This window comes from Neolewinella aurantiaca, from assembly GCF_008014675.1.
GTDB lineage: Bacteria > Bacteroidota > Bacteroidia > Chitinophagales > Saprospiraceae > Neolewinella > Neolewinella aurantiaca.
This window is the reverse complement of the sequence record NZ_VOXD01000047.1, coordinates 17593-32018: the sequence shown is the minus strand read 5'-3', so window position 1 is coordinate 32018 and position 14426 is coordinate 17593. Positions and strand designations below refer to the sequence as shown.

The window sequence follows — 14426 nt, the reverse complement described above, 5'->3', positions numbered from 1 at the left end:
GATGTCTGATATCGTGACGGCCTATCGCAACGAACGCATAGCGTATCACCTTTTGGACAAGTGTGGTGTCGACCCACACACGCCCAAAATGCAAGCGGTAATTGCAGAGCTTAAAGTCTTTGGGGCCCGAGCGGCCTAAAATCGTAGCGGACCATTGAAACACACGACGGCACGCTCTGCATTCTACCCGCCGCCGTTTTATAACAACTCCCCTACGACCGAAACTTAAGATAAAGAGACCAGCAGAACGGTAAGATCAGGACAATTTAAAGCGGCTTTGTTCCGGATTGCAAGGTCACATCAGCAGCTGGAGGCTTTTAATTATCTTTGCCAGACACTTGAGGGCGTGATTAAGAGAGCGCCAGCCCGAAACAAAATCCTCTTCTACTTACGCGTACCAACCAAATGAAAGTAATACTAACGCTCCTTTTATCCCTGCCGTTTTACCTGATGGCACAGGCTCCGGCTGCCGCAGATTCTGTTGCAGTAGACACAACCATCTACAACATCGTCGACGAAAGACCCCGCTTCCCCACTCCCTGCGAACGGTACGACACCACTGCTGCAGCAAAAGCGCAGTGTTCGGAAATCGCCCTGCTCAGCTACGTCAACCAACGCGCCCTTTACCCGGCCGAAGCACGCGAGCAAAACATCAGTGGCATGGTAGTGATCGGTTTCGTGGTGGAAGCCAACGGAATGATTTCGCGCGCTCAGGTGCTGAAAGACCCCGGAGGGCAACTGGGACTTTCTGCTTTACGCTCAGTCATCGGTATGGCAAACGAAGTACAATTCAGGCCGGCCATAAAAGACGGTAAACCCGTCCGGTTCATGTACACCTTACCCATCCGGTTCCGGCTCGAAGAGCAGAAACCCTATGTGCTTGTTGATCGTGATACAGTCTACGTTGAGCTTACCAAAGCCCTCGAATTTACCGGCATGGACGGTGACCTGGCCGGCTATTTCAACAAAGCCCTCAAATACCCCGCAAGCGGTGAAGACAGCTGCCGTACCGGCCAGCTCGATGTACAGCTTATCATCCACCCTGACGGGCGTGTGGACGTACAGGATGTGATTGATTACAACGACCTCGGCACCGATTTCACCTTTGAGGCCATGAACGTAGCTACCAATTCCTTCGGGAAATGGAACCCAGGCGAATACGACGGCCGCCCCGTAAGCTCAGCTTACGATGTGAGCTTCACCTTCGCTCCCGAATCGGAAGGCTGCAAGACTACCATCGACAACTACAATGATGCCATCGCGCTCATCAACGAGGGCAACGTTATGGTTAAAGACAGTTCTACCCTCGAACAGGGACTGGCAAAAATGGACCAGGCCATTGAAATGTTTCCGCGCGATGGCCGCTTCCGGATCGTCAGAGGTCAAGCGAGAATGGACAACAATCTGCTCTCCGGCGCATGCGAAGACTTACGGCTGGCAAAACAAATTGCACTGATTGACTGGTACGACACTGTACTTCCGCTCCTTTGCCGGGAGGAGTAGTTTGAGAGTTGGGAGTTGGGAGTCGGGAGTCTGGAGTCGCTGCCGCAAGTACCGTTTGCTGCGCTACGCTTGCTCACCTTGCTTTAGTTCGGAGTCTGGAGTCTGGAGTCGCTGCCGCAAGCACCGTTTGCTGCGCTACGCTTGCTCACCTTGCTTTAGTTGGAAGTTCGGAGTCGGGAGTCGCTGCGGCAAGCACTGTTTGCTGCGCTACGCTTGCTCACCTTGCTTTAGTTGGGAGTTTGGAGTCGGGAGTCTGGAGTCGCTGCCGTAAGCACTGTTTGCTGCGCTACGCTTACTCACTTTGCTTTAGTTGAGAGTTGGGAGTCGGGAGTCGCTGCCGCAAGCACCGTTTGCTGCGCTACGCTTGCTCACCTTGCTTTAGTTGGGAGTTTGGAGTCGGGAGTCGCTGCCGCAAGTACCGTTTGCTGCGCTACGCTTGCTCACCTTGCTTTAGTTCGGAGTCTGGAGTCTGGAGTCGCTGCCGCAAGTACCTTTTGCTGCGCTACGCTTGCTCACTTTGCTTTAGTTGGGAGTTATAGTCCCGATGCGCTGGCCGAATCGCTCTCCGGGCGAGAGCCCGATGGGCAAATTTTCGAATATGGAGAGAGGTCGTTACTCTTTCCTATCTTGGCCGCCATGGGAACACACCACGACTCTGCAACCATCATTACGTTGGTCTCCAAACACTACGGATTAGCAGCAGTAACCGCCGAACCGCTGATAGGCGAAGCAGACATAAACTATCGTCTCACCACCGAAGATGGCACCCGCTACACCCTGAAAATCAGTCAGCCGGACCAGGACAGGAAGACCATCCGTTTTCAGTACGACCTGCTGTCGTACCTGGCGACTAAGAAGCTGTCATTTCTCGTCCCAAGCCCCGTGGGCGACCTCGTGGAACTGGAAGGAGGAAATCTCCTGCGGCTACTATCCTGGGTGCCGGGCCGGATGCTTGACGAAGTGAACCCGATCTCCAAAAAACTGAGAGTACAATGGGGAAAAACCGCCGCAGAACTAACCAATGCTCTGGCAGGGTTCTCTCATCCGGATGCGCCTTCCGCTTACAAATGGAATCCGGCACAAACGCTCGATTGCCGACCACTGGCAATGTATATGCCTCCCGAAAAAGCCAGGCTGGCAAACTTCTTCTGGGACAGGTTCGAACGTGAGACCCTTCCCGGTCTGGCGGGCCTTCCGGTTGCGATCAACTATAACGATGCACATCCCCACAACCTGCTGGTGAACGGGGCTGGCGAAATTGCCGGCGTCATTGATTTTGGCGACGCGATGCGCACCTGCACCCTGAGCGAACTGGCCGTGGCCTGCGCTTACGCAGGTATGAACACCTCCGACCCTATCGGGGCAATGACAGAAGTCATTTCGGGATACCGGCAGAAAATTAATGAAGCCGTATCTATCGATCACCTGCTCGGCCTTGTCGTAGGGCGATTGCTGATAACCGTTGCGGTAGCCGCCGAAAATGCGCAAAAGGAACCCGAAAACGACTATCTTCAGGTAAGTGCTGCTCCCGCCTGGGATCTTCTGGAAAAGCTGAGAACCCTCCACCCGGTTATCATCAACGCCAGGTTCGCAGCAGCTTACGGAAGCCTGTGGACTGGAAACGACAGCCTAAGACAATGGCTGAAAACACACCCGGCAACCGTGATCGACTTTGCCGGAAAAACGACAATCAAAATGGACCTCGGAGTTGGGAGCGGGGACCTGGGGAATTATACCAATTACGACGATCCAAAACTCTTCACCAGGCGTATTGCGCGCCATCTGGAGAATGAAAATGCCGGCTTTGGGTACGGAGGCTACGGGGAGATTCGCCCGGTCTACACCACCGATGATTTTGCGACCGAGGGCAACTACGGCCCGCGCTGGCGGACCGTTCACCTGGGCACCGATATCTGGGGACCGGCGCAAACGCCCGTCCTTGCGGCTTACGACGGGCATGTCCATATGGTGGGCGTAGATCCTACAAATCACGGTTGCGGCAACGTCATCATCCTGAAGCACCAGCTCGACGGGCATCTTTTCTATACGTTTTACGGGCATCTTTCTGCGGCTTCGACGGCTGGAATCAGGGCGGGAACGCAGGTGCAAAGCGGGGACGAAATAGCACAGCTTGGCTCACCAGCAGAAAACGGCGGATGGCCACCACATCTTCACTTTCAGGTGACCCGCCATATGCTCGATCACGAGGTAGACTTCCCCGGCGTAGCCTACCCCGCCGACGCGGAGGCCTGGCTATGGCTTTGCCCCCAGGCTATGATCGTACCCGCCGAACAACCAGCAGCCCCGGAAACCTGGAAGAGCCACCATCTGGACAAGCCTGCTGAACGACTACTTGACCGGCGCAAAAAGCACCTCGGTTACTCCCTCTCCGTTTCGTACCAATCGCCTTTGCTCATCGAAAGAGGGCGCAGGCAGTACCTCCTCGATCACACCGGGCGCCGGTACCTCGACACGGTCAACAACGTAGCCCACGTCGGGCATGAGCATCCGGCAGTAGTAGAAGCCCTCCAGCAACAGGCCGCCGTTCTGAATACCAATTCACGCTATTTACACGAGAACCTGATCCGGTTCGCGGAGGAACTAACTGCTACCCTGCCGCCTGAGCTCTCGGTGGTACACTTCGTCAATTCAGGGAGTGAGGCCAACGAACTTGCCCTGCGTATGTGCGAGCAATGGTCGGGCACCCGAAACATGATCGCCGTAGAAACGGGTTACCATGGCAACACCGGGCGAACGATCGACATCAGCGGTTACAAATTCGCCGGTAAGGGAGGAAAAGGGTGTCCGCCGGCAACGAAAATCATCCCGATGCCCGACACCTTCAGAGGGATACATCGTGATGCTGAAAACCCCGGGCAGAAATATGCCGCCTACGCGCGTCAGCGGATCGCCGAATGGGCGGATCAAGGAGAAAAACTAGGTGGCTTCATTGCCGAAAGTATCCTCAGTTGCGGCGGACAGATCGTTCTGCCGGAAGGATACCTCCGGGAAGTGTACCGCGAAGTTCGTACTGCGGGAGGGCTTTGCATCGCCGATGAGGTTCAGGTTGGACTGGGCCGGGTGGGCAGTCATTTCTGGGGTTTCGAGCTGCAAGGCGTAGTCCCCGATATCGTTACAATCGGTAAGCCACTCGGCAACGGCCACCCACTGGCAGCGGTGGTTTGTACACCGGAAGTTGCCGCCTGCTTCGCCAACGGAATGGAATATTTCAACACCTTCGGCGGCAACCCGGTCAGTTGTTCAGTCGGGCGGGCGGTACTGCGGGTCATCAAAGAAGAAGGCTTGCAACAACACGCCCTGGAAACCGGCGATTATCTGAAAACACAGCTGTTTTCACTTCAGGCCAGGTTCCCGCTGATCGGAGATGTCCGGGGCGAAGGGTTGTTTTTAGGTTTTGAGCTTATCCAACCCTCCACTGCACCTGCGTCCGCGCATCCTTCTGCCCCGCACGATGCGATGTCTCCCGCCACGAAGCAAGCTTCTTACCTCAAAAACAGAATGCGAGAACTGGGATTCCTGATGAGCACCGACGGGCCCGATGAGAACGTGATCAAGATCAAACCCCCAATGAGTTTTGATCGTAAAAGCGCCGACCAACTGATCCATTATCTGAGCCGGGTACTCGCCGAAGACGGGTGCATGATGCCCTGATCGGGTTACACGGTTCTTACTCGATCAGGCCGCAATCCGGCGTACGGGTAGCCATGAATGCTGCAATGAAATCGTAGCTCTCCGGCGTCTCGCCGTTGTGCGGTACGGTCTCGTTCGGGACGTTATTGGGGTCAACTTCCTCTTTTCCGCTTTCAATTTCATAGTATTTCGTGAGGTGTTTCACCAACACTCCGTCGTTGAAATAGTAGCGGTTTTCGGTTATTTTGTCGATAGTGCCGGGGACTTCATTCCCATCCTGGTCTTTAGTCATTGCTCCACCGAATTGCCAGGTACCTGCCTGAGCGTACAGAAATGCCAGCTTACCCTCGATGAAATACCACTGGTCCGTTTGCCCGGCATGGTCTCCCATTCCGTATTCGTTTTCTACCAAAACGACGCCTCCGGCGTCGGAGTAAAAGGTGACAACCCCTACCTGACCGGTACCTTCACAGGCGTACTCGACCTCCTCCGACTTAAGCGTTCCTGCGGTCCGCTGCGATGAGACCTTCTGGAAGAACGCACGGATTCTGGTGATTGCTTCATCGTCGGTCAGCGGCAGATCCTTGTTTCCCTGCGGGTTCTTCGTCACCGTTGAGGGCAAAACCTCGTTCGTTTCCACCACTATGGGAGGGTTCGTCTCTTCAGAAGCACAAGCTGAAAGGAAGTAGGCGATTGAAAGGGCCAGAAGTAATTTTTGCATCAACAAGTATAAGCCTTTATTTCATATTCTGCCCCGTACAAAAACTAATCTGCCCTACCTTTGTCTTCTATTTCAAGATTAAGCGCTTGTCTATGATTGACCTCCCCGTCGCCCCTTCCAAAAGTGAACGTAAGCGTAAGCCCGACTGGCTGCGCGTAAAACTTCCCATCGGCCCCGAGTACAAAAAAGTACGCGCGCTGGTGGATGAGTATAAGCTGAACACCATTTGCCAGAGTGGTAACTGCCCGAATATGGGTGAATGCTGGGGAGCCGGAACGGCCACCTTCATGATCCTCGGGAATACGTGTACCCGCTCTTGTAGTTTCTGTGCGGTAAAAACCGGCCGACCGACCGAATACGACGTCGATGAGCCCCGCCGGGTAGCCGAAGCGATCGAGCTGATGCAGGTGAAGCACGCTGTGCTCACCTCCGTAAACCGGGATGAACTCAAAGACCGCGGCGCCGAAATCTGGTACCAAACCGTAAGCCAGATCAAAGAGCGCACCCCTCAGACGACAATCGAAACGCTCATTCCTGATGTGCGTGGCAACTGGGACGCCCTCTACCGTATGATCGAAGGCGGGCAGGAAGTCGTCAGCCATAATATGGAGACCGTGCGGGAGCTTTACCGCAAGGTTCGTCCGCAGGGTAAATACGAGCGCAGCCTCGAAGAGCTCCGCCGGATCAAAGAATTCGGTAAGCGGACCAAAACCGGCTTCATGGTCGGTCTCGGTGAAACCGAAGAGCAGGTCGAGAAGATTCTCGATGACCTCCTCGAAGTAGGTGTAGATGTAGTTACCATCGGTCAGTACCTGCAGCCAACAGCGATGCACCTGGCGGTTGATTCTTTCGTTACGCCCGACACCTTTGCGCATTACAAAGCGATGGGCCTCGAGAAAGGATTCGATTACGTGGAAAGCGGACCGTTGGTTCGCAGCTCTTACCACGCTGAACGGCACATTTAAGCGTAGATCCCGGTTGTGACAGTCTCCGGTTTCCGAATAGTTTCCGCGCCCTCAGGGCGCGGAAGTCATGACGGCATTTGAACAACTTTCCTGGCTACCGCCCGTAACCTCCACAAACTCGCACCCGGAGGGTGCTCGGAGCGCGAGTCGGCCGGGTGGTCCTTTCAGCTTCGTGGGTGCTGTGTATCTTGTTTTGAGGGGAGGAACAATACGGTAAACCCGTAATATATGCTATCTTGCCAACGCTTGTCGTGGTGGATACCCCCACCCGAACGCTTGAAAGGTAACTAAAGAGCGTGTGGTACGTCTAACGGTACAAAGACTGCCTTTTACGCGCAGCAAGCTTCTGTTTTACTGATCCAAACACATCCCCTTGAAACGTTTTATTACCCTCCTGTTCTTCGTATTTCTGTGCGTTGGCCTTCAGGCCCAACCCTTCACGGGAGACAGCCTCTATTACCTGCGCCCCATAGACACCATGGAGGTGTACAATGACGTCGCTTCGGGGCAGATTCTGTTTGACCATTACATTGCTCCCGGACAAACCCTTTACGGCGTAACCAAGTTCTACGGCCTCAGCCTCGACGATATTTACCACCTCAACCCTAAGTTGCGGGCCAAATATGAACCCGGAGACAAAGCACGAATTGCGATTCCCCGTCAAGCCATCCGGGCGGTTCCTGCGCCCGACAGTCTGGCCTGGTTTGTGCCCGTTTACTACCGCATGGGTAAAGGCGAAACACTCTTCGGCCTGTACAAAAGAACACTCCAACTACCCAACGACGAGCAACTCCGTGCTCTCAATCCCGAACTCAACCCTGAGCGCATGAGCGCCAATCAGGTACTCGCCATCGGGTACATGAAACTCGACGGAATCCCGAAAGAACTACAGGGCGAAATTGAAGACCCTTACGTACGCAGAAACCGTGGTCTTCGGGAACTGTGGCGGGTACGGACCGAAGGCAAAAAAATGATCAGTCAGAACGGCAAAGCCGCCTGGACCAAAAAAGGAGACCCCAACAAATGGATGGTTTTACACCGTACGGCTCCCATTAATAGTCTCATCGAAATCGAGGACCCCCGCAGCCGGAAAACGATCTACGCCCGGGTGATGGCCCGTATTCCCGATCAGGTAACGGACCCCAACGTCATCGTGGTTGTCAGCCCGTTGCTGGTGAAAGCCTTCGGCGTTCGGGATCGCCACTTTTATGTGCGGACGCGGCATTTCTAGGCGCAGGATTTGGTGTGTTTGAGCCAGAGGTGGTATATACCGGAACCAAAGTGGTTTCCGGTATAGTACGCAGCAATTGGGCTTAACCAATATGGAGAACGGGGGTTTTAATACCGCCAATCCATCAAAAAGGACGCCTTATAACGAGGCACTTTTTCAGTAAACCGGCCAACCCAATCAAAAGCGAACCAGCAAACACTATCTTGCCCGATGCCTGCAACCACCACTGACTGGAACGACCTATCCGAGAAGCTAACCGGAGACCTGCACTGCGACGAAGCCCACCGCATCCTTTACGCCACCGACGCCAGCGTTTACCGTGAACTGCCCCAGGCGGTGGCATTCCCCCGCTCCGAAGAAGATATTGTGGCCTGCGTCGCCTTCGCCGCCGAAAAGGGGATTGCGCTCACCCCCAGGGCGGGTGGCACCAGTTTGGCCGGGCAGGCTACCGGCGGAGGTCTGGTGGTGGATGTAAGCCGCTATCTGACCAAGATTGTCGAAATCAATACTACCGAAGGCTACGCGATCGTCGAGCCGGGGGTCATACGCGACCAACTCAACGATGCCCTTCGTCCTCTCGGTTATTGGTTCGGGCCCAACACAAGCACCGCCAACCGCTGCACGATGGCGGGCATGTTCGGCAACAACAGTTGTGGCAGTACGAGCATTACGGTGGGCAGTACGCGCGAGCACGTCCTTGCGGCCAGGGTGGTTTTGTCTGACGCAACGGTCCACAGTTTCGGGGCGGGAACGCAGGTGCCGGGCGAGGTTTCAAAAGAGCAGGGCCCGAACAGCCCGTGTCTGCGCCGGGCGAATCAATTCCTGGCCCAAACCCTCCACGAGGCCCCTACCCGCAACAAGGTCAGGGCCGCTTTCCCTAAAGCCGGCGTTAGCCGGCGCAATACGGGCTACGCCCTCGATATTCTCCTCAGTCAGGCTCCGTTTACTAAGGGAGGACCAGCGTACAACCTGTGCGCCCTCCTGGCAGGCTCCGAGGGGACCCTCGGCTTCACCACGCAGATGAAAGTGCGCATTCTCCCCCTCCCTCCTGCGGGAACGGCCATTCTTGCCCTGCACTTCAATACCGTCCGTGCCGCGATGCGCGCCACCCAGGAAGTGATGCGCCACCAACCTTTTATGTGTGAGCTGATGGATGATACCATCCTGAACCTCGCCCGCGAAAACCCGCAGCAACGACGTAATGCCGCCTTCGTGGTCGGAAACCCGCGGGCCCTCCTCCTCGTAGAGTTTCGGGCGGAGACCAACGACCTCGCTACCGAAAAAGCCCGGTCGGTAGCCGAAAGCCCGGTTATGACCAACGACCTCGCGGCCTACGCCGCTCCGGTGATGACCGGAGCACAGCAGGCGGCCGTAGTATGGAACCTCCGCGCCGCCGGCCTCGGCATCCTCGGCAACATGGTCGGCGACGCAAAGGCCGTCGCCTGCATCGAGGATACCGCCGTTGCCCTGCCAGACCTGGCCGATTACATCCACGACGTCGGTGAACTGATGGACTTCTACAGCCAGAACGTCGTTTACTACGCCCACGCCGGAGCAGGCGAACTCCACCTCCGCCCGGTGCTCAACCTCAAGACAACAGCGGGACAGCAGGATTTTTATAAGATCACCAGGGACGTAGCCAGGCTCGTAAAGCAGTACGGTGGCAGCCTGAGCGGCGAACACGGAGACGGCCGGGTACGCGCGCCCTTCCTGCCGGAACTACTCGGCGATGAAGTCTATGCGCTGCTGGTAGAACTGAAACAGGCTTTTGACCCTCAGGGCATCTTCAACCCCGGTAAAATTGTGGAGGCTCCGCCCATGCTCAACGACCTGCGCTACGTTGCCGACGCTCCCACGCCCGAATACCAGACCATCCTGAATTTCGATCAGGACGGAGGCCTGCTGAGAGCTGCCGAGAAGTGTAACGGCTCAGGAGACTGCCGTAAGATGTCCGGAGGAGCCATGTGCCCCAGTTACCGGGCCTTGCGATCAGAACAACATTGCACCCGCGGCCGCGCCAACACGATGCGGGAAGTGCTGACCCAAAACCAGCACAACGATCCCTTCGCCCACCCCGCCCTGGCCGAAGCGATCGACCTCTGTTTGTCCTGCAAAGCGTGCACGAGCGAATGCCCCAGCTCGGTGGACATGACGAACCTGAAGGCCGAATACCTCCACCAACGCGGAAGTTTCAGCCTGCGCTCCCGGATGATCGGCGCCAACGAACACCTGTATGCTCTCGGTGGTAAGATTCCCCGGCTGAGCAACTGGCTGCTGGAGGCGCTGGGGCCGGTGGTTAAAAAAGTGATGGGAGTTGCTCCCGGGCGCTCACTGCCCGCCTTCCCGCAGCAAAGTTTGCGGAGTTGGTACAAGCAACAAGCCTCCCCCCCGGCCGCAGATAACGCCCGGACGATCTACCTCTTCGGCGATGAATTTGTGAACCTTCAGGACCCGCAGGTTGGGCGGGCCACCATTTTGCTACTGCAACGGTTGGGCTACTCGGTCGTTTGGCCTGATCACGCAACCAGCGGCAGGGCTCAACTGAGCAAAGGCCTGCTGCGCGGCGCCCAAAAACGGGCGCTGAGCAACGTAAATACCTTCGCACCGCTGGTTACCGACGAACACCCGCTGGTTGGGATCGAGCCTTCCGCAGTGCTCGGTTTCCGGGACGAATACCCAAAATTATTGCGGCAGCAGGACGCCAGGAAAGCCGAAGCCCTGGCCGCCCACGTGTATACCCTCGATGAATTCCTGTTCCGGGAATTCACCGCCGGGCGGATTGGCCCGGACAATTTCGGAGATCTCCCCCTTGACCTGGTGCTCCACGTACACTGCCACGAAAAAGCGCTCGGCGACAAAGGCAAATGCGCCGCCGCGCTCTCTTTACCGCCCAACTTCAACGTCAGACTCCTCGACAGCGGCTGCTGCGGCATGGCCGGCTCCTTCGGCTACGAAGCCGAGCATTTTGAATTGAGCAAAACCATCGCGGAGCAATCGCTCCTCAACGACCTGAAGGACGTACCCCCAACCACCTGCGTCGTCGCCTCCGGCACGAGTTGCCGCCACCAACTAAAGGACCTTGGCAACCGCCAGGCAATCAGTACGGCTGAGGCACTGCTTAGGAGTTGGGGTGAGGGTGATTCTTATGAGTGATTTTGGTTTCCGGGAACCACAACACTGCGGATGGATGGGCGTTTTGGGCGCGCAGCGCAGGTGTGGCGATGGTTTAGGGGAAAGCCGGGCAAAGAGACTTTGTCATTGCCCGGCTTCGTTTATCTAGTTACCGCTTGTAGTAGGATTAGTAGAAGTCCGTGGGGTTCTTTTAGCGTTCACCTTTATAGTATAGGTGTGTAGAATGCCGAGTGTAGCAACGTTGATGAGTACATCGCCAAAAGTGTAGCGTGTTACCACCTCGCAGTTCCCGTGATCAGGTGTATTGACATTCGTCCGCCCAATAGGCAACAAGCCTCCAAACAACCATAGTTGTTTGCCTTTGCCGTATTTGTAAACCTCTCCTCGTTGTTGCTGGAACTCACCAACAGGAGTTTTAGTAGTCATGCAGGACGTGAAACTACTGATCGTGATGGACAGCGCCAGCACTAAAGCACCGCTGCGGCGCAAAATGGGTAATAAGGAATTAAAATGCATAAGACATATGGATTTAGTGAAACAGCCGCGCTAGATCGCACAACTAAAAATTAAAATAGGGGAGCCATTCAATACTTTTCTGTCTCATCACATCATTCGATACGCCACGGTACTGTTATGAACTGGTATTTGGCCTGGTAAAAAAGATGACGGAGAGCACTACAACTGTGTTGATTGAGCAAGTGCATAAGGTACTCGAGTATTTATAGCCGAAACCGCTATGAACACGTAATGAGGTCACTAACAATGTTCAATGTTGAGAGTCTTTTTCAGGGAGTCCTGATAGCCGCAATTATGCGATACTCTGAGTTGACAGCCAAAGAAAGATGATCAACCGGACAATCATCAATTATCCGGTGAATGATGTTTTTGTTCTTCATGGGGTAATAGGCTCAAACGTAAGATCCATCATAAAGCAGGAACAAATATCCTTACCCTATGATTTTAGTTGTGTTCTTTAAGTGTGCCCCCACCAAGACTCGAACTTGGACTTTCGGTTTAGGAAACCAACGTTATATCCCTTTAACTATGGGGGCCGATGATTACAGCTGACCCGGTCACCGCAGTTGACCAGACAAAGCTTCACGACGCGGCCCGGATGTTGGCGTTTGGGTACCAACAAACAGGTCACTTCGCTAACCAGCGAGCGCAAATATAAGTTGCTTTCCCGGAGGGGCAAACTTCTACAGCCTTATGAATGATTATCACGGCACTTAGGCCGGACTTTGCCGCCCGGATTTGCCTGAAAGAGTGGACGACCTTACTGCTTGCCGGCCTGCGGAAAATCTTCCATCGGGACAAAATTCAGGGCTACGCCGTTGATGCAGTACCGCAAACCGGTTGGCTTGGGTCCGTCGGGGAAAACATGCCCCTGGTGGCCGCCACAACGGGCGCACGACACCTCGACGCGGCGCATCCCGTAGCGGTTATCTACATCCTGCTGGACGTAAGCATTATTGATCGGTTCGTAAAAACTAGGCCATCCGGTACCGGATTTGAATTTAGTCCCTGAAGCGAAAAGCGGGAGACCACAAGCCGCACAGGTGAAGATACCGGCTCGTTTTTCGTCGTTCAGCGGGCTGGTGAAAGAGCGCTCGGTACCGTCTTCGCGCAAAACATTGTAAGCCTGCGGGCTTAGTACTTCCTTCCAGTAGCTTTCTGGTTGTTCAATTTTTTCGATCACCCCCTCTTCGGCGGGCGGATTGTATTTATAGTCGGGCGTGGCGTCGTTGACGGTGGCCTTTACCTCAGAAGTGGATGTTTGAATTTTAGACTGCGAGTTGCAGGCAGAGGCACCTATTAAAAAGCAGATAAGGAATAAGGACAAGAGACGCATAACTTCGGTTTTATCACAAAACAGCGCTGTAGCGCTGCAGGTTGGGCAGCGCAAGGCAAAATGTCGGATGACATCACCTTTACGGGCAGTTGAACCGATGCAGACGCTGATATTACGCAACGGCCAACATGATTTACGTCACCTTCGCCGGGCGCCCTGCCGCCTAATTTTGCTGGTGCAAGAGGGTTAAAACACATAGCCTTCAACATCATTAACCACTAAACATACTATTGTGAAAAAGCGCGCTCCTGTATCTCAGATCATGTCCTCCGACGTCATTTCCGTCAACCTTACCCAAAGCCTCCGCGAGGTGGACACCGCCATCAAAGACCAGCACATCCGGCACGTACCCGTGGTTTCCGGCGACAAGGTCATCGGGATGCTGAGCAAGACTGATCTCCAGAAAATCAGCTTCATCAATACCGTAGAGGGAGACAACCTCACTTCAGCGATGTACGACTCGCTGTCCATCGAGCAGGTAATGACCAAAGACCTCGTTACGGTTAAAAAAGACGATACTATTCTCGACGTAGCCACTATTCTCTCTAGCAATGAGTTTCACGCCCTTCCGGTCACCGACGCTGGCAAACTGGTGGGCATCGTGACAACTACGGACCTGGTGAAGTACCTGATTGATCAGTACTAAAAAAACGTCGATCATCAATTTCGTAACGCCGGAGTGCACGTATACTCCCCTCGGTCACACGGGGGGGAGTATAGCACTTCGGCGTTTTCTGTTGCTTGCTGGTCTTACCCGCGGGCGCGTTCCAAAAAGACCATCATCATTACGCCGAGCACCAAACGGGTCTCCTCCCCTTCTTCGAAGGCGGCATTTTTCTCGAGGGTGAACGCGCGGCTCACCAGGTCCGGCTTCTTTCTGAACGTAGCAACCTGGGTTCCGTCGGGGCGGGTGATATTGTAGGTGGGGTTAAAGAGGTAGCCCGTCAGCAAGCCCAAAAAGGGAATTTCCCCCAGAAAATTATCGGCGACCCTCACCCACGGGTTGTCTTCCTGAATCAGGAGGTCCTGCTTACCGTTTTCGTCGTACAGTTCATATTCTGCCTTCCACAGCGAGCGGGCGCCTTTGCGCACCAGTCGGCCGGATTCTTTACCGCTGCTGTCCAAAAAACTGTAGCTGGCGTTGTAATCGAGCCAGCGGTCGGCTTTTATCTTGTAAAGCAGGTTACTTTGCTCGGCAGATTTATAAACCGAGATGTCTTCTTTGAGCTTAAACGCTTTTTGCTTCACGAATGCGACGGGGCGTTCCATTTCATCAGCTACAGAAAACTGCGGGTTGATGACCGCGACTTTAAACTTGAGGGTAAGTGGGTAATTTAGGTTCTTCAAGGGTACAAAGGATTGGATTATAAG

10 protein-coding genes and 1 tRNA gene are annotated in these 14426 nt (G+C 54.8%); 6 read left to right on the top strand and 5 right to left on the bottom strand.

What is annotated here, in order from left to right; all coding sequences use genetic code 11:
• The first annotated feature begins 405 nt into the window (after window positions 1–405).
• Together FUA23_RS20695 and FUA23_RS20690 are read left to right on the top strand one after the other, a co-directional pair.
• Complete coding sequence (locus FUA23_RS20695; RefSeq protein ID WP_147932687.1) at window positions 406–1503, top strand: TonB family protein; 1098 nt, start codon at window positions 406–408, stop codon at window positions 1501–1503.
• A 636-nt stretch (window positions 1504–2139) separates the two neighbouring features.
• Entirely contained in the window at window positions 2140–5175 is a 3036-nt protein-coding gene (locus FUA23_RS20690) for an aminotransferase class III-fold pyridoxal phosphate-dependent enzyme (RefSeq protein ID WP_147932686.1), read from the top strand.
• Between the two features lie 16 nt (window positions 5176–5191).
• Here the strand turns inward: FUA23_RS20690 and FUA23_RS20685 are convergent, their stop codons facing one another.
• Window positions 5192–5875 carry a hypothetical protein gene (locus FUA23_RS20685; RefSeq protein WP_147932685.1) on the bottom strand — a complete coding sequence of 228 codons (684 nt, stop codon included), beginning with the start codon at window positions 5873–5875 and terminating at the stop codon, window positions 5192–5194.
• Between the two features lie 92 nt (window positions 5876–5967).
• On the opposite strand from FUA23_RS20685, the gene lipA reads away from it, so the two are divergent.
• The 3 genes from lipA to FUA23_RS20670 all read left to right on the top strand — a co-directional run bounded on the left by lipA (window position 5968) and on the right by FUA23_RS20670 (window position 11224).
• Window positions 5968–6840 (top strand): lipoyl synthase, encoded by an 873-nt coding sequence (gene lipA, locus FUA23_RS20680; RefSeq protein ID WP_147932684.1) that lies wholly within the window; start codon window positions 5968–5970, stop codon window positions 6838–6840.
• Window positions 6841–7213: 373 nt separating this feature from the next.
• Window positions 7214–8071 carry a LysM peptidoglycan-binding domain-containing protein gene (locus FUA23_RS20675; RefSeq protein WP_147932683.1) on the top strand — a complete coding sequence of 286 codons (858 nt, stop codon included), beginning with the start codon at window positions 7214–7216 and terminating at the stop codon, window positions 8069–8071.
• Window positions 8072–8281: 210 nt separating this feature from the next.
• Complete coding sequence (locus FUA23_RS20670) at window positions 8282–11224, top strand: FAD-binding and (Fe-S)-binding domain-containing protein (protein WP_147932682.1); 2943 nt, start codon at window positions 8282–8284, stop codon at window positions 11222–11224.
• A gap of 123 nt (window positions 11225–11347) precedes the next feature.
• On the opposite strand, the gene FUA23_RS20665 is transcribed toward FUA23_RS20670, so the two are convergent.
• The 3 genes from FUA23_RS20665 to msrB all read right to left on the bottom strand — a co-directional run bounded on the left by FUA23_RS20665 (window position 11348) and on the right by msrB (window position 13055).
• On the bottom strand, window positions 11348–11719 hold the full coding sequence (locus FUA23_RS20665; protein WP_147932681.1) for a hypothetical protein: 372 nt from the start codon (window positions 11717–11719) through the stop codon (window positions 11348–11350).
• Window positions 11720–12183: 464 nt separating this feature from the next.
• Window positions 12184–12255: transfer RNA gene (locus tag FUA23_RS20660), tRNA-Arg, on the bottom strand.
• Between the two features lie 224 nt (window positions 12256–12479).
• Complete coding sequence (gene msrB, locus FUA23_RS20655) at window positions 12480–13055, bottom strand: peptide-methionine (R)-S-oxide reductase MsrB (RefSeq protein WP_147932680.1); 576 nt, start codon at window positions 13053–13055, stop codon at window positions 12480–12482.
• A 232-nt stretch (window positions 13056–13287) separates the two neighbouring features.
• Between msrB and FUA23_RS20650 the strand changes: the two genes are divergently transcribed.
• On the top strand, window positions 13288–13701 hold the full coding sequence (locus FUA23_RS20650; protein ID WP_147932679.1) for a CBS domain-containing protein: 414 nt from the start codon (window positions 13288–13290) through the stop codon (window positions 13699–13701).
• 104 nt (window positions 13702–13805) lie between these two features.
• Here FUA23_RS20650 and FUA23_RS20645 read toward each other — a convergent pair whose 3' ends face one another.
• Window positions 13806–14402 carry a hypothetical protein gene (locus FUA23_RS20645; RefSeq protein ID WP_147932678.1) on the bottom strand — a complete coding sequence of 199 codons (597 nt, stop codon included), beginning with the start codon at window positions 14400–14402 and terminating at the stop codon, window positions 13806–13808.
• Window positions 14403–14426: the final 24 nt, after the last annotated feature.

Bases quoted from the DNA above. Each gene is read 5' to 3' on its own strand.
- FUA23_RS20690 (WP_147932686.1), top strand. From the start codon at position 2,140: ATGGGAACACACCACGACTCTGCAACCATCATTACGTTGGTCTCCAAA.
- lipA (WP_147932684.1), top strand. From the start codon at position 5,968: ATGATTGACCTCCCCGTCGCCCCTTCCAAAAGTGAACGTAAGCGTAAG.
- FUA23_RS20670 (WP_147932682.1), top strand. From the start codon at position 8,282: ATGCCTGCAACCACCACTGACTGGAACGACCTATCCGAGAAGCTAACC.
- FUA23_RS20695 (WP_147932687.1), top strand. From the start codon at position 406: ATGAAAGTAATACTAACGCTCCTTTTATCCCTGCCGTTTTACCTGATG.
- FUA23_RS20665 (WP_147932681.1), bottom strand. From the start codon at position 11,719: ATGCATTTTAATTCCTTATTACCCATTTTGCGCCGCAGCGGTGCTTTA.
- msrB (WP_147932680.1), bottom strand. From the start codon at position 13,055: ATGCGTCTCTTGTCCTTATTCCTTATCTGCTTTTTAATAGGTGCCTCT.
- FUA23_RS20685 (WP_147932685.1), bottom strand. From the start codon at position 5,875: ATGCAAAAATTACTTCTGGCCCTTTCAATCGCCTACTTCCTTTCAGCT.